Origin of the sequence: Peribacillus sp. NJ11, assembly GCF_030348405.1 — a bacterium.
Taxonomy (GTDB): Bacteria; Bacillota; Bacilli; order Bacillales; family DSM-1321; genus Peribacillus.
Genome location: NZ_JAUCFO010000001.1, coordinates 282,131 through 297,207 on the forward strand (window position 1 = coordinate 282,131; position 15,077 = coordinate 297,207).

Here is a 15,077-nt window from a genome sequence, read left to right on the forward strand (position 1 = left end):
TCATATTTATATTATCAAGCTGTGCTGGCTTTTAGGTGTACTTTCTATATCATAACTACTTGTCTTGTTCACAGTGTATAAAATCTCAGGAAATGCCCTTCAATATTTCAGTTAAACGTATGAACTCTTCCTTATCCCGATTCTTTAACGAGTCATCGATTTCTTTTTCGATTTGTGCTTTCCGGTAATCACTAAGGGCCTTTTTCAAAACCATTTCAGCCATCTCTTCAGGTTCAAGCGATGTTCCTGGCAATTGCTTCTCCATACGAAACCAACTCCTTAACCTTTTTTCTATTATACTAAATAACTTGGAGATTATTATTATTTATTAAAAACTTATCCTTTCCTCTTTTTTATTTCCTTATCCACATGATTTCCACTTTGCCACTCTTCTATACATAAAAAATAGTTAAAACTTTTCCATTTCATTTCGCTTAAGTCATTTTATCCGAGATGGTCGAATCGCTTATTTCCATTACTTTAGAATTAATTATATTCCAATACAGGTGATGGAAGCTAAGATATTCGCTTCATTTTTTCAGAAAAGTCAGAAATACATTGACCGATATGGATAAGCTCTCTAAAATAATCTAAATAATCCAGTTTTTTACTTATATTCATTAACCATCATTTTTGTTCATTTCGTCTTTATTTATTGTTGAAAACAATTTTGATGAAAAACTATGCATTAAAGGAGCATTTTCCATGAAAAAAAGTCGAGTTCTTTTCGCTAGTTTAGCTGGTTCCGTTATTGAGTGGTATGATTTCTATTTATACGGTACAGCAACGGGCCTAGTTTTTACAACTCTATTCTTCCCAAATCATGATCCTGCCATTTCACTTCTTCTCGCCTTTGTCACTTTCGGGGCTGGTTACGCAGCCCGTCCAATCGGAAGTATCCTATTCGGTCATATGGGTGATCGCATCGGACGGAAGGCTGCACTCATGTTCACCCTTATTGGTATGGGAGGGAGTTCAATGCTTATCGGTGTTCTGCCCACATATGCCCAGGTTGGGTTGGCCGCCCCAGCCATCTTGGTGGTGCTGAGGTTGATTCAAGGAATTTCCTTGGGAGGTGAATGGGGTGGAGCCATCCTATTGGCAACGGAATCTGCTCCAAAGGGTGTCCGTGGGTTATATGGATCCATTCCCCAACTAGGGGTCCCCATCGGTTTGGTTGCCGGTTCGTTCAGCCTAACCCTTATAAGTTCCTTGACAACCGATGCCCAATTTTTATCTTGGGGTTGGCGGATTCCATTCCTTTTAAGCGGTGTACTGATCGCATTGGCAATCTGGGTAAGGAGTGGCATTGAAGAAACGCCTGAATTCCAGCAGCAGAAAGATAGCGGTGATCTTGCGAAAGTTCCCATTATTGAAACCTTGAAACACGATTGGAGAAGTGTGCTGCAAGTGATCGGACTAAAAATTGGCGACGGGTTCTTCAATGTATTCATCATGTCCTATGTTCTCGTCTTTACTACAATGTATTTTGGTTATTCACAAGATTCAGCCCTTACCGGGTTAACGATTGGCTGTGCTACAATGCTAATTACCATTCCTGTCATTGGTTACATTTCTGATTTTATCGATCGAAAAATCATCTATTTTGGAGGACTGATTCTCCTTTTCGTCTTTGCCATCCCATATTTCACAATGATTGGGCAAGGGGTCGGCTGGTTCTACTTTATGCAGGCAGTTGTGCTCGGCGTCATCTGGGGAGCCATTTTTTCTACACAAGGAACATTATTTTCGGAGCTCTTTCCAGCAAAGGTCCGTTATACTGGATTATCCGTCGGTTATCAGGTCGCAGCAGCCATTGCAGGTTTCGGTCCGCTCATCTGGACCACCATGGCTGAATCATATGGCCCATCCCCTTTGGTATTTGGCGGATTCATGATGGCAGGTCTCGCAATTTCCCTGGCGCTTTGTATATTATCACCTTATTTCAGCAGAAGGATCGTAAAGGATCAAACACTCAAACCACAAGATCTGGATTTGAACTAATTCTAAATCCCTAGCTAAAATAATAACAGAGGCTGCACGTCCTATCACTTGGACAAGCTGCCTCTGTTTTTTAGAATGTGGATAACTCTCTAAACTTCCTTACTTCCAACAATCTCCAAAAGATCAGTCAGCTTCCGGATTTCATAGGTGGGCTTGATTCCCAGATTATTACCCTTTTGCTGGGGATTGTACCAGCAGGTATCCATTCCATAATTCAATCCGCCCTGTATATCTGATGTCAAGGAGTCACCCACTATCAACGCTTTCGATTTATCTGTAATCTTTAATTTGGAAAATGCATAATCAAAAATCCCTCTATCAGGCTTCTGAAACCCAGCCTCTTGGGAAACTATCAAAGTTTCAAAAGTATTGCAAAGGGGTGACCCCCCGATTCTTGCTGTCTGCACTGTCGTGAAGCCATTTGTTATAATAGCCAGCCGGCATCCTCCAAGCTTCTCGCAAACCTCTACAGCACCGGGCATTAGGTGTATTTCCTTTCCCAAATGTCCCAGATACGTACGGCTGAACACATCCGCATCGATATCAAGCCCATGCTTGAGGAACAACCGCTTGAACCTTTCCACTCCCAGATTTGATAAATCTATAAGCCCCTGTTCCAAATCTCTCCATAATACCTCACTGATTTCTTGATAGCAACCCGCATAATCCTTCACCCCTGTGGGCAAACCGAACTCTAAAAAGACTTCATGCAGTGCCTTTTTTTCCGATATTCCAAAGTCTAGCAATGTATCATCAACATCAAATAAGATAATCTCGTATTTCATCGCTGCCTCCATAATCATAATGAACATCATCTGTATTACTATTAATAGTATCATTAGAATCGGAATGAAGATCCACTTCTTAATGAACACTTGTTATTAATGACCATTATTCGAACAATTGAGACAATCCCTTTTGTAAAGCTCCTTTTTAGGAAGGGGCTCTTTTTGTTCAGGATCTTTATTTTGTTTTCCCATCGTTAGACCTATTTCGGCTTGAAGACCTTCATACGCAGAACTTCCCCTTTGCAGGAAAATCTCTTATTTTTATGATCCAACTATTTTTTCGCCTCTCGGCTTTGTACTATTTGAATCCGGTTCTCTTGTGATGCCAATTTGATTGAATTGATCATTAATGGACAGTTTGTAAGTCAACGATCCTGTGCCGGTTTCATCAGGCTTGAAAGTTCCTGCATTTGTCCGTTTTCCATCTTTCAGCAACCATACCTGATACACCTCGGACTCTTTAAGGCTAGGCAAATTCTGAATCTGAACGATTAACCTCCTATCTTCACCTTGCTGCAAAATGTATGCTTCTCCATCCGTATTCATCTTTACAGCCGTCTTATCAGCGGGCTGCAAAGATAGTGACGTTTTAACCTCCATTGGCAGATTGATGGCCGCAAGTTCTTTTTTTAGTTGAATATTGGAATACAGCAGCACAAACGCCAAAACTAGTGTTGCCAGCAAGAGACCCGAAGTTACAGGGGTAAACTGCCTAAAGAAAAAACTGCTCCAATTCTTTTCCTTGCGCACCGGAACTTGATCATTAGGTTCAAAAACAAAATTCATAACCTCTGATTTCAGGGAAGAAGAAGGTTCCATTTCTTCGAAATCCCATTTCAATGAATTCCAGGCTTCCGTCATTTGTTCATAATCCTTAGTGCATTCAGAGCATTGAATTAAGTGTTCCGCGAATGCCTTTTTTTCTTTTTCTCCCAGTTCACCAGATAAAAATGAAAGCAGGTTAGCGCACTCTGTATTCATTTACAAACCACCTACTTCCAAGTACTTTTTCAACTGTTTGAGCGACTGATGAAGCCTGCTCTTGATGGTACCTATCGGTTCGTTTTCAATTTTGGCGATTTCCGTTAGCGAATACCCTTTCCAATACAGTAAATCAATCAGTCTTTTTTGCGGCTTGCTTAACTTACTTTTTGCATTGGCAATTTCACTGGATAACAGCCCATTTTCTATATCATTATTCGGATCTTCCATGTCAATTGGATGGTTCATGTCCATTTGTTTGTTATTACGAATATGTACACTGTCTTTACGGACATAATCCACACACACATTCCTTGTAACGGTCAAAAGCCAGCTTATAAAGTGCCCCTTTTCGGAATTATAAGTGCTTTTTGTGGTCCAGAGCTTTAAAAAGACCAACTGCACAATCTCTTTTGTTTTTTCAGCATTTCCATTTGTGAATTTAAAAATAAAACCATAGATTAATTTAATATGCCGGTCATAAAGTTCTTCCAGAGCAGGACGGTGCTTTTTCATTACTAATGCCATCAATTCCTTATCAGGTTTTTCTTTCAATCGCACCTACAACTCCTCACCAAGTAAATTTGGAAAACGAATAACAGGAACGACCCCCAGTGGTCGTTCCCTTTTTTCTTATTTTGGAAAAGCCGTCTCATTATTTACAATATACCAAACATTTTTCACACCTTCACCATTGACATCTCCCGCTACCTTATCATTCACGAAATAGTAGAGTGGAAATCCTTTGTACGTTACCTGCTCTTCCCCTGTATCTTCCCTTTTAATGGTTCCAAAGTCTTTTTTCTCAAATCCTTTAGGGACAGCAAAATCGCTTTCCATGAACGGCGGCCATTTTTCCAGACATTCACCCATGCAATTACTTTTTTTAGATTTATCATTTTTGAAAAAATAGAGTGTCATTCCCTTGGAATCAGCCAAGTATTCGCCTGTTTTTTCACTTTCCAATAATTTTAGGGTTACTGCCTTTTCATCAGCAGTTCCACTAACCACTTGATCATTTTGTGTTGAGTCATTAGCTTCATTTCCACATGCCGCCAAAACTAGGACCATCATAAAAACTGAAAATACCATCCACTTTTTCATATACTCTCACTCCTCGTAATTTTACTTCCATCCCCATTTTTGAAATACTTGATGGGATTCTTCCGTTTTAAGATAATCAATGAATTGTTTTGCCTTTTTCTTGTTTTCACTCTTACTTGTTATGCTTACTGGGGTTCCTCTATAGAGCTTGTCTTCCTCAGGGAGTTGAACCAGGTCCGTCACATCCGCCAGACGGTAATGCCAGGATTCATAGGTAATCCATGCATCTAATTTAGAATTTGCCTTCCATAGATCAATAGCTTCTGCACTGGACTTCACTGAAATGTCAATATTCCTGCTAATTCCAGGAATAAGTCCTTTTCTTCCAGCCAAATCTTCCCATAGCCCCAGTTGCCCGGCTCCATTAACATCTACAATCTTTACGCCCTTCTTCGTTAAATCCTCCAATGACTGTATATTCTTTGGGTTTCCTTTTCTAACCAGAATTCCAGCTGACCGTGTATACAATTCTGTACGATTTTTTTCATCGAGGACCTCCGGATGATCATGCATAAATTCTGTTAGCATATATTCGGACCCTCCGTAAATGATATCCGCATCCTGTTTGGCTTGATCAATCCATTTTTCTTCGGGTCCCGCTGTTACTTCGACTTTTATCCCCGTTTCTTTGGTGAATTGTTCCGCAACTTCCTTAATAGGTCCAAGAGGTCCACCTGGTCCATATACTTTTACGACGTCGTTGACAGCTTGCCCCCGATTCGAACCCATTTCCGGTGAAAATCCTAACAGGACTGCCATCAATGATATCCACCCAACAAAAATGACCTTTTTCACGTCTTTCTTCTCTCCCTTCTAAAAAAACCTTTGTACTATAGATAACGGGACATACCCCAAAACGGTTTGAAAAAATTTTTAATTATTTTTATCCTGCTGCCAAAAACATTTGATGATCTTCAGCTTTTCTCTTTTTTCTCAACAAAAACACCCCATTCTAAAAAGTATCTTTTTTCGAATGGGGCATGGCATTAATTAATTACTTGGAAAAGTAAAATTTGTTTTATTTTCGGTTCTTTGGATTCAGGCCAACTAGGGTAAGACAAGACAAACATACTCTTTCAATTCTCTTAAACCAAGTGACAGAAAAGGTTAGTTTGAATTGCTTCCCTTTCTCTGTCTATTTCTTTTACCAACAGCTATCACCAACAATAACAGAGGAATAATCGTTTGCATCAAAATTCCATGAAATGGGAAGGCGATGATATCATATCGACTGACATCCATAGAGCTAGGATACGACCAAAAGCTGAATTCTACAATCAAAATCCCTATCGGCCATACAACAGGACGATAGTCAGAGAGATTCAGCCACTGCGCGGTACCTAAAGCAGACACATAATAAAACACAGAAATTTTGACAAACGCTCCTACTATCCATACGGCCATGATGGCGGACTCCAAATGTTCAAAAAAGTCGGCCAAACTGATGTACCGAGATACATTCATCACGGGATAAATCTTTGTGGCTGTTGTTGACCCGAGTACAAAAAGAACCATAAGATTCACCACAATTAACGTCATCATCACGGCAAAAACAGACATCATCCCGGATTTCATCCCTTTTTTCATATCGGTTAAAAAAGGGAGGAGAAAAATCATCAGAAAAAACTCGCTGAACCATCCACCCGGTACAATCGAACCCTTGATTGGAGGCATAATTCCATTTCCCAATATCGGTAATATGTTCTTAAATTCAAGATCAGGGCCCAGTAAGACAATTAAAAGGAGGATTGGAAGGATAAAAACAGGAACCAACAATTGGGCAGCTCTCCCCAACCCCTCTATCCCTCCGCGTACGATAAAGGCACAGAGGAGTACCATCGATGCCATGATCACGCTAATCGGGGTTTTGACCAGAAAAGAGTCGACAATAAATTCTCCGTAACTTCTTAGGATTTGCCCTGTGATCGGGATATAAAAAAACAAGAATAAAAAACCGAGAATTTTCCCCGGAATCCGACCGATGATCTGTTCACTGAATTGGATAACCGTTTGTTTCGGATAAAGTTTGTGCAGTTTATAAGTGATATACACCGTCGCATACCCGATGAGAGACGCCAAAATGGGGGACAGCCATAAATCATTTTTTGCATATTTCGCTGTGATGCTCGGAACACCGAGAACAGCCGTTGCCACAATCGTTGGATACATCATGAATGCCATCTGTAGAGATGAAATTTTACCTTTCTCCACCATCTTCCTCCTTTCTGTGATAGTATGTAAATTTGAAATCACGCAGCGCACTGATAGATTTACTTCTTCATAAACTCTTCAAACGGCTAAAAAAAGAGATGCAATCCATTCAGTTGGTCCTGCCCTCTGCGCGAGTACGAACATAGATAGCACCTTTTCGATAGGATATTTAGCATAAAAAATACCCAGTCAGCTGGTTTCGGTTCCTTTACGATTTCTTTTCCTTACAACAGCAATCACCAACAATAACAGAGGAATAATCGTTTGCATCAAAATTCCTTGTAAAGGGAAGACGTTGGTATCATTACGACTGACATCCACAGAACTAGGCAACGACCACAAACTGAATATGACAATCAAAATCCCTATCGGCCATACAACAGGACGATAGTCGGAGAGATTCAACCACTGCGCTGTACCTAAAGCAGATGCATAATAAAAAACGGAAATTTTCACAAACGCCCCTACGATCCATACCGCCATGACGGCGGACTCTACATGTTCAAAAAAGTCTGCCAAACTGATGTATCGAGATACATGCATCAGGGGGTAAAGTTTTGTGGATGTGGTTGACCCGAGTACAAATAGAACCATAAGATTCACCACAATTAACGTCATCATCACGGCAAACACAGACATCATCACGGATTTCATCCCTTTTTTCATATCCGCCAAAAAAGGAAGAAGAAAAATGATCAGGAAAAACTCGCTGAACCATCCACCCGGTACAATCGCACCCTTGATTGGGGGCATTATACCATCCGCCAATACCGGGAATATATTCTTAAATTCGAGATCAGGAATCAGCAAAAGGATTAAGATAAAGATTGGAAAAATAAAAACAGGTACAAACAATTCAGCAGCTCGCCCCAACACTTCTATTCCCCCGCGTACGATGAACGCACACAGAAGCACCATCGATAACATGATCACACTAATCGGGGTACGTACCAGAAAAGAGCCGACAACAAATTCTCCGTAGGCTCTAAGGATTAGCCCCGTGTTCTGGATATAAAAAAACAAGAGTAAAAAACCGAAAATTTTCCCCGGGATCCGACCAATGATCTTTTCAGTGAATTGGATCACCGTTTGTTTTGGATAAAGTTTGTGCAGTTTATAAGCGATATACACCGTCAGATACCCTATGAGCGCAGCAAAAATGGGAGACAGCCATAAATCAGTTTTGGCATATTTCGCTGTGATGCTGGGAACCCCGAGAATAGCCGTTGCCACAATCGTCGGATACATCATGAATGCCATCTGTAATGATGAAATTTTCCCTTTCTCCATCTGCTTCCTCCTTTCTGTGATAGTATGGATTTGAAATCACGCAATCTACTGATAGATTCACTTTTCCATAAACTCTCCAAATGGCCTGAAAAGAGTTTCTATCCATTCCGTGGGTCCTGACATCTGTGGGAGATTGAACATGGACAGAACCAAGCCAGTGAGGAGCAGTGTAAGAAATGCCACTTTATCTTTTTTAGGATTTTTTTTCATTTTCGGCCATTCATACAAAATGATTAGAGTTACAATCGCGGTTGTACACAAAAAAGCCCCCCATCTCACTTGTCCTTCACCTCATTTTCAGACAAACCCGCCGGTTTGTTTATATAACCCTGTCTTCGAATATGGGCCGCAACATCGATTTCCACTTCCATTTCCGCGAATATATCATCCCAGTGGTTTTCGACCTTATTAAACTGTTTAGGATATTTCCTATAGAAATCTTTACCCAACCCTAAAATGTCCGCTTTCTTATCCTGAGTATGCAGAAAAGCCATCTCGATGCGTTTTTCTATATCTTTTTGATATGCTCGTTCTGCAGCTTTTAAAGATTTTGGACTTGAAAGGTCTAAATTCGTTCCATTTTGTATAACAGCTCCTTCTGTATTCACCTTCACCACTATTTTCCATTTGTTATTACGAATTTGCGGAATCTTCTTGATTTTGGCCGTCACTGGATTTAAAGAAATTTCCCCTTTCACACCTTTGGGTTGTAAGGTCACGGTGTATGATTCCATTTCATCTCTTAACCACAATAGTCCTCTAGTTTCCTTTTCAGTCATCGTTCCAGTCATTTTATCTTTTTTGAACACGGCTGTCCCGACAATGTAAGGAATTCCCTGTAATTTCGTTTGCCCTTTCGCCGGCGGCAATATTTTAACGACTGGAAGTGCGGCAGCTCGAGGTTTACCCGTTAACATTTCATCTAAATCCTGTAGTGTGACCAGCATCCCAATATGTAAATCAGATAGTTCTCTAAGCACTTCCCCTGAATAGTTTTCTAGAGGTGGCAAAGATTCAAGAATAGGCTTCGCTTTCCCTTTGCTGACATACACATTTGCTTTCTCTCTTGGCTGCGGATGGCGCAGCAAAAAATCCAGCTGCTCTTGAATTCCTTCCTTCGCTAACTTTTCACCGAATACAAATACTTTACAATGTCCCCAAAATACTTTTCGCGGAAGCTTGCTTTGAAGCTTGGACAATGCATCTGAAATATTGGAGCCTTTTTCAGATCTCACCAAAGTCGTAACTGCACCCCCTCCTTGACTGGGCCCTCCTTGACCGCCTCCACTACTTATTGAACTTGGAATAAAGACTTGGACGGATAATTCAATTTGATTATTGCCCTTCTTATCGATGGCGGCTGCTGTGACAATCGCCAAATCAGTGATTTCTGTTCGGTCCCAACAACCGCTTAGAAAAGGGGTCGCTCCACAAATACCGAGCAAAAGAAGGACACATTTCATTAAATGACGCCTCTTTACTTTCACCAATTTCCTTGTTCGCCTCCAGCCATTATTCACTCCGTTTCACTTCCCCTTTTTGGATTTGGTCTCTGTTCCGGGGCTTGACGGTATACATTAGAATCCCCTGTGAGACGCGGGCGTGTATCCATCATCCACCAAGGAGCTCTCCACAGCACATCTTTCAGCTCTTTACCTTTTAACGGTGCCAGTGGCGCTAAGTAGGGAACGCCGAAGGAACGCAAGCTGCATAAGTGAATGACTATGGCGATAATCCCCATCATGATGCCAAGCAGTCCTAAGGTACCGGCAAGCAGCATCATTGGAAAACGAAGCATCCGGAAAGTAATTCCGGCAATATAACGAGGCATCATAAAAGAAGCGATTCCCGTAATCGCAACCACGATGACCATAGGCGCTGAAACCAAGCCCGCTTGTACGGAAGCTTGACCAATCACTAGCGCTCCAACAATGCTGACGGCAGAACCTACCTGCTTCGGCAATCGAACCCCTGCCTCTCTTAGTGCTTCAAACGTAATTTCCATAGCCAATGCCTCTACTATTGCAGGAAAAGGGACCGATTCCCGGGATGCTGCTACGCTTAGCAGGAGTGCGGTTGGGACCGCCTCATGATGGAACGTTAAAATAGCAACATAAAGTGAAGGAAGCAAAAGGGATAATCCCATAAAGAAATATCGTAACCAACGGATAAAAGTGCCTGCCATAAAACGTTGAGCATAATCCTCTTGTGATTGAATCAAAGAAAAGAAGGATATTGGTGCAATTAAAGTAAAAGGGGTTCCTTCTACAAGAATGACAGCTCGTCCCTCCAGCAAGCTGGCACAGGCTACATCCGGCCGTTCTGTCGACATGATCTGAGGGAATGGTGAAAACGGATTGTCCTCGATCATTTCCTCGATGTACTCGCTTTCTAAAATTCCGTCTATTTTAATTCGTTCCAACCGAGTTGTAATCTCTTCAATCAGTGTTTTATCCGCAAGTCCATCAATATAAGCAATTGAAACATTCGTCCTGGTAAGAGTACCAATCTTCATCGATTGTATTTTAAGGGCAGGACTTTTGATAATACGTCGCAATTGGGATGTATTTACTTCTAGAGATTCAATAAATCCCTCTCGTGACCCCCTAACTCCCCCCTCTGCCACAGGTTCTTCAATCGCCCGCTTTTCCCATTTGGACAATCCTAGAGAAAATCCATCGCTTTCCCCTTCATATAGAAGGATCGGGTTTCCAGAGGAAATCGATTCAATGCAATCCGCCAACATATTCACTTTTACCACTTTAGGAACGGGCATTTTATGTTCAATAAACTCATTTAATGGTTGTGGTTCTTTTGATGACTCTTGCATGAGTGGAGATAGCACATATTGCTCTATCGCCTCGATGTCTGAGAGTCCCGCAATATAAATGAGCATCGCTCGCGTCTTTCCGAAAAGTAAGAACGAACGGAACATGACATCCGAGCAATTATCATAAACAGAACGAAGTGTTTCTACATTTTGACTAAAATTCACATCCAGTGCATCTGCAGGCTTAGAATCTTGGTAATCATTTTGTATCAAGGATTTTTTTTCTTTCGTTTTTCTTAACAATTTGCCCACATTACGAATCAAGCTGGTTACCCCCATTTTTTTGCAGGTCGCTCTAACTCCATTTTTCTATGTTTCTTCATTAAGGGTATTTTATACAGAAAATCCTGAGCTTAACATGAACTTATTTTTCATTTAAGCAGTATAAAAGGGGAATACAAAAGAGGCTATGTTAAAGGTTGATATTGAATAAACCATATTCATATGTGATATCCTGTTTGTAATTAATGACAAAGGGGTATATCAAAGACCGAGGCTGCACATTGGCGGATAGTACATGTAATTGTACAGATACACGCACGACGTGCAATAAGAGGGTTTCTAAAAAATTCAAAAGAATGGGTAATCGATTTAAATACCTCTGCTTTTTTATCTTTTTATTTAGGTTTCATGGGCAATCAGACTAAAACATTAGAAGATAAGGAGATTCTATGTCATTCTTAATCACATTGCTCGGATTATTGGTGTCCACAATAATCGCTACAATATTAAATTCCATATGGCCTCGTATTCCACTTCCGATTTATCAGATATCCATGGGAGCAGTGCTTTCATTATTACCATTTCACTTATTGTTCGATTTTCATTCAGAATTATTTATGATTTGTGTTATTGCTCCGTTACTCTTTACAGAAGGAAAAAATACGTCCCGTAAAGAAATGCTTGAATTGCGTAAGCCTATTCTGTTATTGGCCTTTGGGTTAGTATTTGTGACCGTTTTTGCAGGAGGTTTTTTCATCCACTGGTTAATACCTGATATGCCGATGGCTGTTGCTTTTGCTTTAGCGGCTACAATTACCCCTACGGATGCTGTAGCGGTACAATCGATTACAAAAGGATTGAAATTACCCGGAAATATGATGCCTATCCTTGAGGGTGAATCACTTTTCAATGATGCTGCTGGAATCGTTGCTTTTAAAGTTGCCCTGGCAGCTGCCTTAACAGGAGTATTTTCTATAAAAGATGCTTCGCTTAATTTTATATTTGTAGCTTTAGGCGGTATCTTCATAGGTATCCTATTGGGCTACTTGATCGTTAAATTACGATTAATTTTACGGGTTCATGGACTTGAAGAAATCTCCATGTCTATTGTTATTGAGCTGATCACGCCTTTTGTCATTTATATGGTGGCTGAAGAATTCCATGTTTCCGGAATCTTAGCAGTCGTTGCCGCAGGTGTGATTCATGGCATCGAGCGGGATCGCCTTCAGAGTTCCACAACTAAATTGCAAATTGTATCAACTAATACTTGGTCTGTATTAGGTTATGTTTTGAATGGACTTGTATTTGCTTTGTTAGGATTTATGTTGCCGAGTGTTTATCAGGAAATTGAGTCCAACTTAAATAGGGGTAATCTTTTTGGGATAAGTGTTTTGATTGTTCTTTTATTATTGGTGATCCGTTTTATTTGGGTATACATTCTGCATGATACTTTTACGAAAAACAGAGTGAATCCATTAGAGCAATTCATTATGTCCAGAGTTCACCCAGAAGATAGCAAAGACATCGATGATGAGAATGTTTCAAGATCACGATTTGCATTTTTGACATCCGTTTGCGGCATTCATGGAACCATTACATTAGCTACAGCTTTATCCATACCATATTTTATGCCTGATGACACTTTATTCCCGATGCGTAATACAGTCTTGTTTATCGCAGCTTGCGTTATATTGTTAAGCGTCACATTGGCTACGGTTCTCTTGCCATTACTGGTAAAGACACCGATTGAATTCAAAGATGAACACCTCACCTCTGAGGAGGCTTATAAAATTGTTTTAAATAAAACGATCAATCAGCTGAGCAAAGAAGCAACCATGGATAATCAGAAAGCTGCCCATCAAGTAATGGAAGATTTGAATGAACAACTGATAGATTTGGAACGGGGAATAACGAATAGACCGGATAATCAGACAATACGCGATTTAATGGAGCTAGGGGCCAATAAGGAATTGGAGGTCGTTTCCGGATTAGTCGAAAAAGGGAATATATCTGAAACAGCCTTTGAACTTTATAAAGTATATATTTCAAGAACCTTAAACTATATGCAAAAATCTTCGCTGAAAAGGGCTTGGATCAATTTGCAGGCCATTCTTTTCAAGAAAAAGATCAATGTCAAATGGGATAAGAAATGGGAAGCAAAATTAGAGAACTCCATCGTTAAAAATGCGGACCTGATCCGGGAGTTCCGTAAAGCACAAAAAGAAGCTTCAAAGGAAGCCATTTCATTGATCAAACAACAAACTACACCTGAAAACCGTCATGAAGTCATGCTTGTCATTCAGAGATATAATCGTTATTTGAATCCATTCGGAACATTAAGTGAAAAAGAAGCAAATCGCTTTGAAGAGATGGTGAGTCATTTTCAGTTGAATGCGATGCAAATCGAACGTGATATCATTCAGCAGATGGTTGAAGAGGAGCAAATATCCATGCAAACGGCAACTGAGCTTAGACAAAACTTAATCTATGATGAAATGCTCATGATACAAAATTGATTAAATATAATATAAAGAGACACCGTTCAAATAGGGAGCGGTGTCGTTTAAGTAAATGAACATTTAAATCGAACTGATCAATCCCTTGTACACCCCATCAATTCCCTCGCTTATCTAATCCATCATTCAATATCTTCACTTGATAGCGGAAATAAAGATAGAAAATAACCCAGATAATCACATAGAATGGAATGAATATCCCAATGCCTATCGCTAACCCTTTTAAGCTGAATGGAATCCAGCCAACAAAAAAAGATAATAGGAAGTAAAGTATGCTGACAGTCAGGAAGTGCATAATGGTTTGAGATAATAAACTCCATTTTTCCATTTCAAATAAGATGGTCGCCGTGCTGAAGAACCAGCCACATAATAAGCAGCCAATCGCGTTTTTCACAAATATTTCACTGTCTAATGCAGTGGCCTCCCCAAATCCGATTACTCCAAAACACGTCAGCACCATCACTAGTGCTCCAAAGCAAATCCCAACAAAGCTACGGAATAATAGTGTTTTCATCATAATCCCTTCCTTTTCCATTGAAATGCTTTCTTGATTCCTTGAACATAGTGCCGAGAAACATATTCTTTTTCCCCTGATCGGAAATACACACATAAGGTACCGTTGAAAGATGCTTCGAATCTGCTTAACTCATTTAAATTGGCAATCACTGACTTTGACAATCGCACAAACTGATTACCTGGAAGATCCATTTCCAGTTCATATAATCTTTCTTTCATTTCGAAAGTCCCCTGTTTCGTCCGCACCATTATGGAATCTTGCTCTGTGAACAAACAGATAATTTCTTCTGCGCGGAAGACATGCTGCATTTCTCCTTTCCTGCCAACAAAATACGGTCTTTTCCTCTCTTTCAAGCGCTCCATCAGTTCCTGCACTTCCTCATTCCATTCATGATTGCGGATAAGCACCTCTATCGCCTTTACCTCCTCATCTATCTCTACGTTTATTTTCATCTCTGTGGCCTCCCTTTGCTTATAGTGTAAGTATATTGATATTTTTGACAATTCGCTTGTGATTTCCGGCTACATGTAACTTTATAGTGATAACATGCTTGAAATGGATACTCAGATACACTAAATAACCGTCCAAATAATTGGACGGCCCTTTGATACACA

14 protein-coding genes are annotated in these 15,077 nt (G+C 40.3%); 2 read left to right on the forward strand and 12 right to left on the reverse strand.

The genetic code is table 11. The features are described from left to right. Positions 1–85: 85 nt before the first annotated feature. Positions 86–265, reverse strand: a complete 180-nt coding sequence (locus QUF86_RS01350; RefSeq protein WP_289317836.1) for an IDEAL domain-containing protein — start codon at positions 263–265, stop codon at positions 86–88. A gap of 440 nt (positions 266–705) precedes the next feature. On the opposite strand from QUF86_RS01350, the gene QUF86_RS01355 reads away from it, so the two are divergent. Further along, positions 706–2,004: an MFS transporter gene (locus QUF86_RS01355; RefSeq protein WP_289333391.1), complete on the forward strand. Its 1,299-nt coding sequence runs from the start codon at positions 706–708 to the stop codon at positions 2,002–2,004. 89 nt (positions 2,005–2,093) lie between these two features. On the opposite strand, the gene QUF86_RS01360 is transcribed toward QUF86_RS01355, so the two are convergent. The 9 genes from QUF86_RS01360 to QUF86_RS01400 all read right to left on the reverse strand — a co-directional run bounded on the left by QUF86_RS01360 (position 2,094) and on the right by QUF86_RS01400 (position 11,487). Beyond that, complete coding sequence (locus QUF86_RS01360) at positions 2,094–2,789, reverse strand: YjjG family noncanonical pyrimidine nucleotidase (protein ID WP_289333392.1); 696 nt, start codon at positions 2,787–2,789, stop codon at positions 2,094–2,096. A gap of 264 nt (positions 2,790–3,053) precedes the next feature. Then, positions 3,054–3,773 (reverse strand): anti-sigma factor, encoded by a 720-nt coding sequence (locus QUF86_RS01365; RefSeq protein WP_289333393.1) that lies wholly within the window; start codon positions 3,771–3,773, stop codon positions 3,054–3,056. Beyond that, positions 3,774–4,328: an RNA polymerase sigma factor gene (locus QUF86_RS01370; RefSeq protein WP_289318478.1), complete on the reverse strand. Its 555-nt coding sequence runs from the start codon at positions 4,326–4,328 to the stop codon at positions 3,774–3,776. Positions 4,329–4,406: 78 nt separating this feature from the next. Beyond that, positions 4,407–4,877 (reverse strand): COG4315 family predicted lipoprotein, encoded by a 471-nt coding sequence (locus QUF86_RS01375; RefSeq protein ID WP_289333394.1) that lies wholly within the window; start codon positions 4,875–4,877, stop codon positions 4,407–4,409. A gap of 21 nt (positions 4,878–4,898) precedes the next feature. Beyond that, positions 4,899–5,636 carry an extracellular solute-binding protein gene (locus QUF86_RS01380; protein WP_483313943.1) on the reverse strand — a complete coding sequence of 246 codons (738 nt, stop codon included), beginning with the start codon at positions 5,634–5,636 and terminating at the stop codon, positions 4,899–4,901. A gap of 348 nt (positions 5,637–5,984) precedes the next feature. Further along, complete coding sequence (locus tag QUF86_RS01385; RefSeq protein ID WP_289333396.1) at positions 5,985–7,091, reverse strand: GerAB/ArcD/ProY family transporter; 1,107 nt, start codon at positions 7,089–7,091, stop codon at positions 5,985–5,987. A gap of 186 nt (positions 7,092–7,277) precedes the next feature. Then, on the reverse strand, positions 7,278–8,378 hold the full coding sequence (locus QUF86_RS01390) for a GerAB/ArcD/ProY family transporter (RefSeq protein WP_289333397.1): 1,101 nt from the start codon (positions 8,376–8,378) through the stop codon (positions 7,278–7,280). Positions 8,379–8,653: 275 nt separating this feature from the next. Next, complete coding sequence (locus tag QUF86_RS01395) at positions 8,654–9,841, reverse strand: Ger(x)C family spore germination protein (RefSeq protein WP_289333399.1); 1,188 nt, start codon at positions 9,839–9,841, stop codon at positions 8,654–8,656. A 53-nt stretch (positions 9,842–9,894) separates the two neighbouring features. Further along, the gene (locus tag QUF86_RS01400) at positions 9,895–11,487 is read right to left on the reverse strand and encodes a spore germination protein (protein WP_483313903.1); all 1,593 of its coding nucleotides are present in this window, start codon (positions 11,485–11,487) and stop codon (positions 9,895–9,897) included. A 392-nt stretch (positions 11,488–11,879) separates the two neighbouring features. Here QUF86_RS01400 and QUF86_RS01405 point away from each other — a divergent pair, with 392 nt between their 5' ends. After that, complete coding sequence (locus QUF86_RS01405; RefSeq protein ID WP_289333401.1) at positions 11,880–13,946, forward strand: Na+/H+ antiporter; 2,067 nt, start codon at positions 11,880–11,882, stop codon at positions 13,944–13,946. A 97-nt stretch (positions 13,947–14,043) separates the two neighbouring features. On the opposite strand, the gene QUF86_RS01410 is transcribed toward QUF86_RS01405, so the two are convergent. After that, positions 14,044–14,460 carry a DUF3021 domain-containing protein gene (locus QUF86_RS01410; protein ID WP_289317848.1) on the reverse strand — a complete coding sequence of 139 codons (417 nt, stop codon included), beginning with the start codon at positions 14,458–14,460 and terminating at the stop codon, positions 14,044–14,046. Continuing rightward, complete coding sequence (locus tag QUF86_RS01415; RefSeq protein ID WP_289333402.1) at positions 14,460–14,915, reverse strand: LytTR family DNA-binding domain-containing protein; 456 nt, start codon at positions 14,913–14,915, stop codon at positions 14,460–14,462. Before QUF86_RS01415 ends, QUF86_RS01410 begins: the two co-directional genes overlap by 1 nt. Positions 14,916–15,077 lie beyond the last annotated feature (162 nt).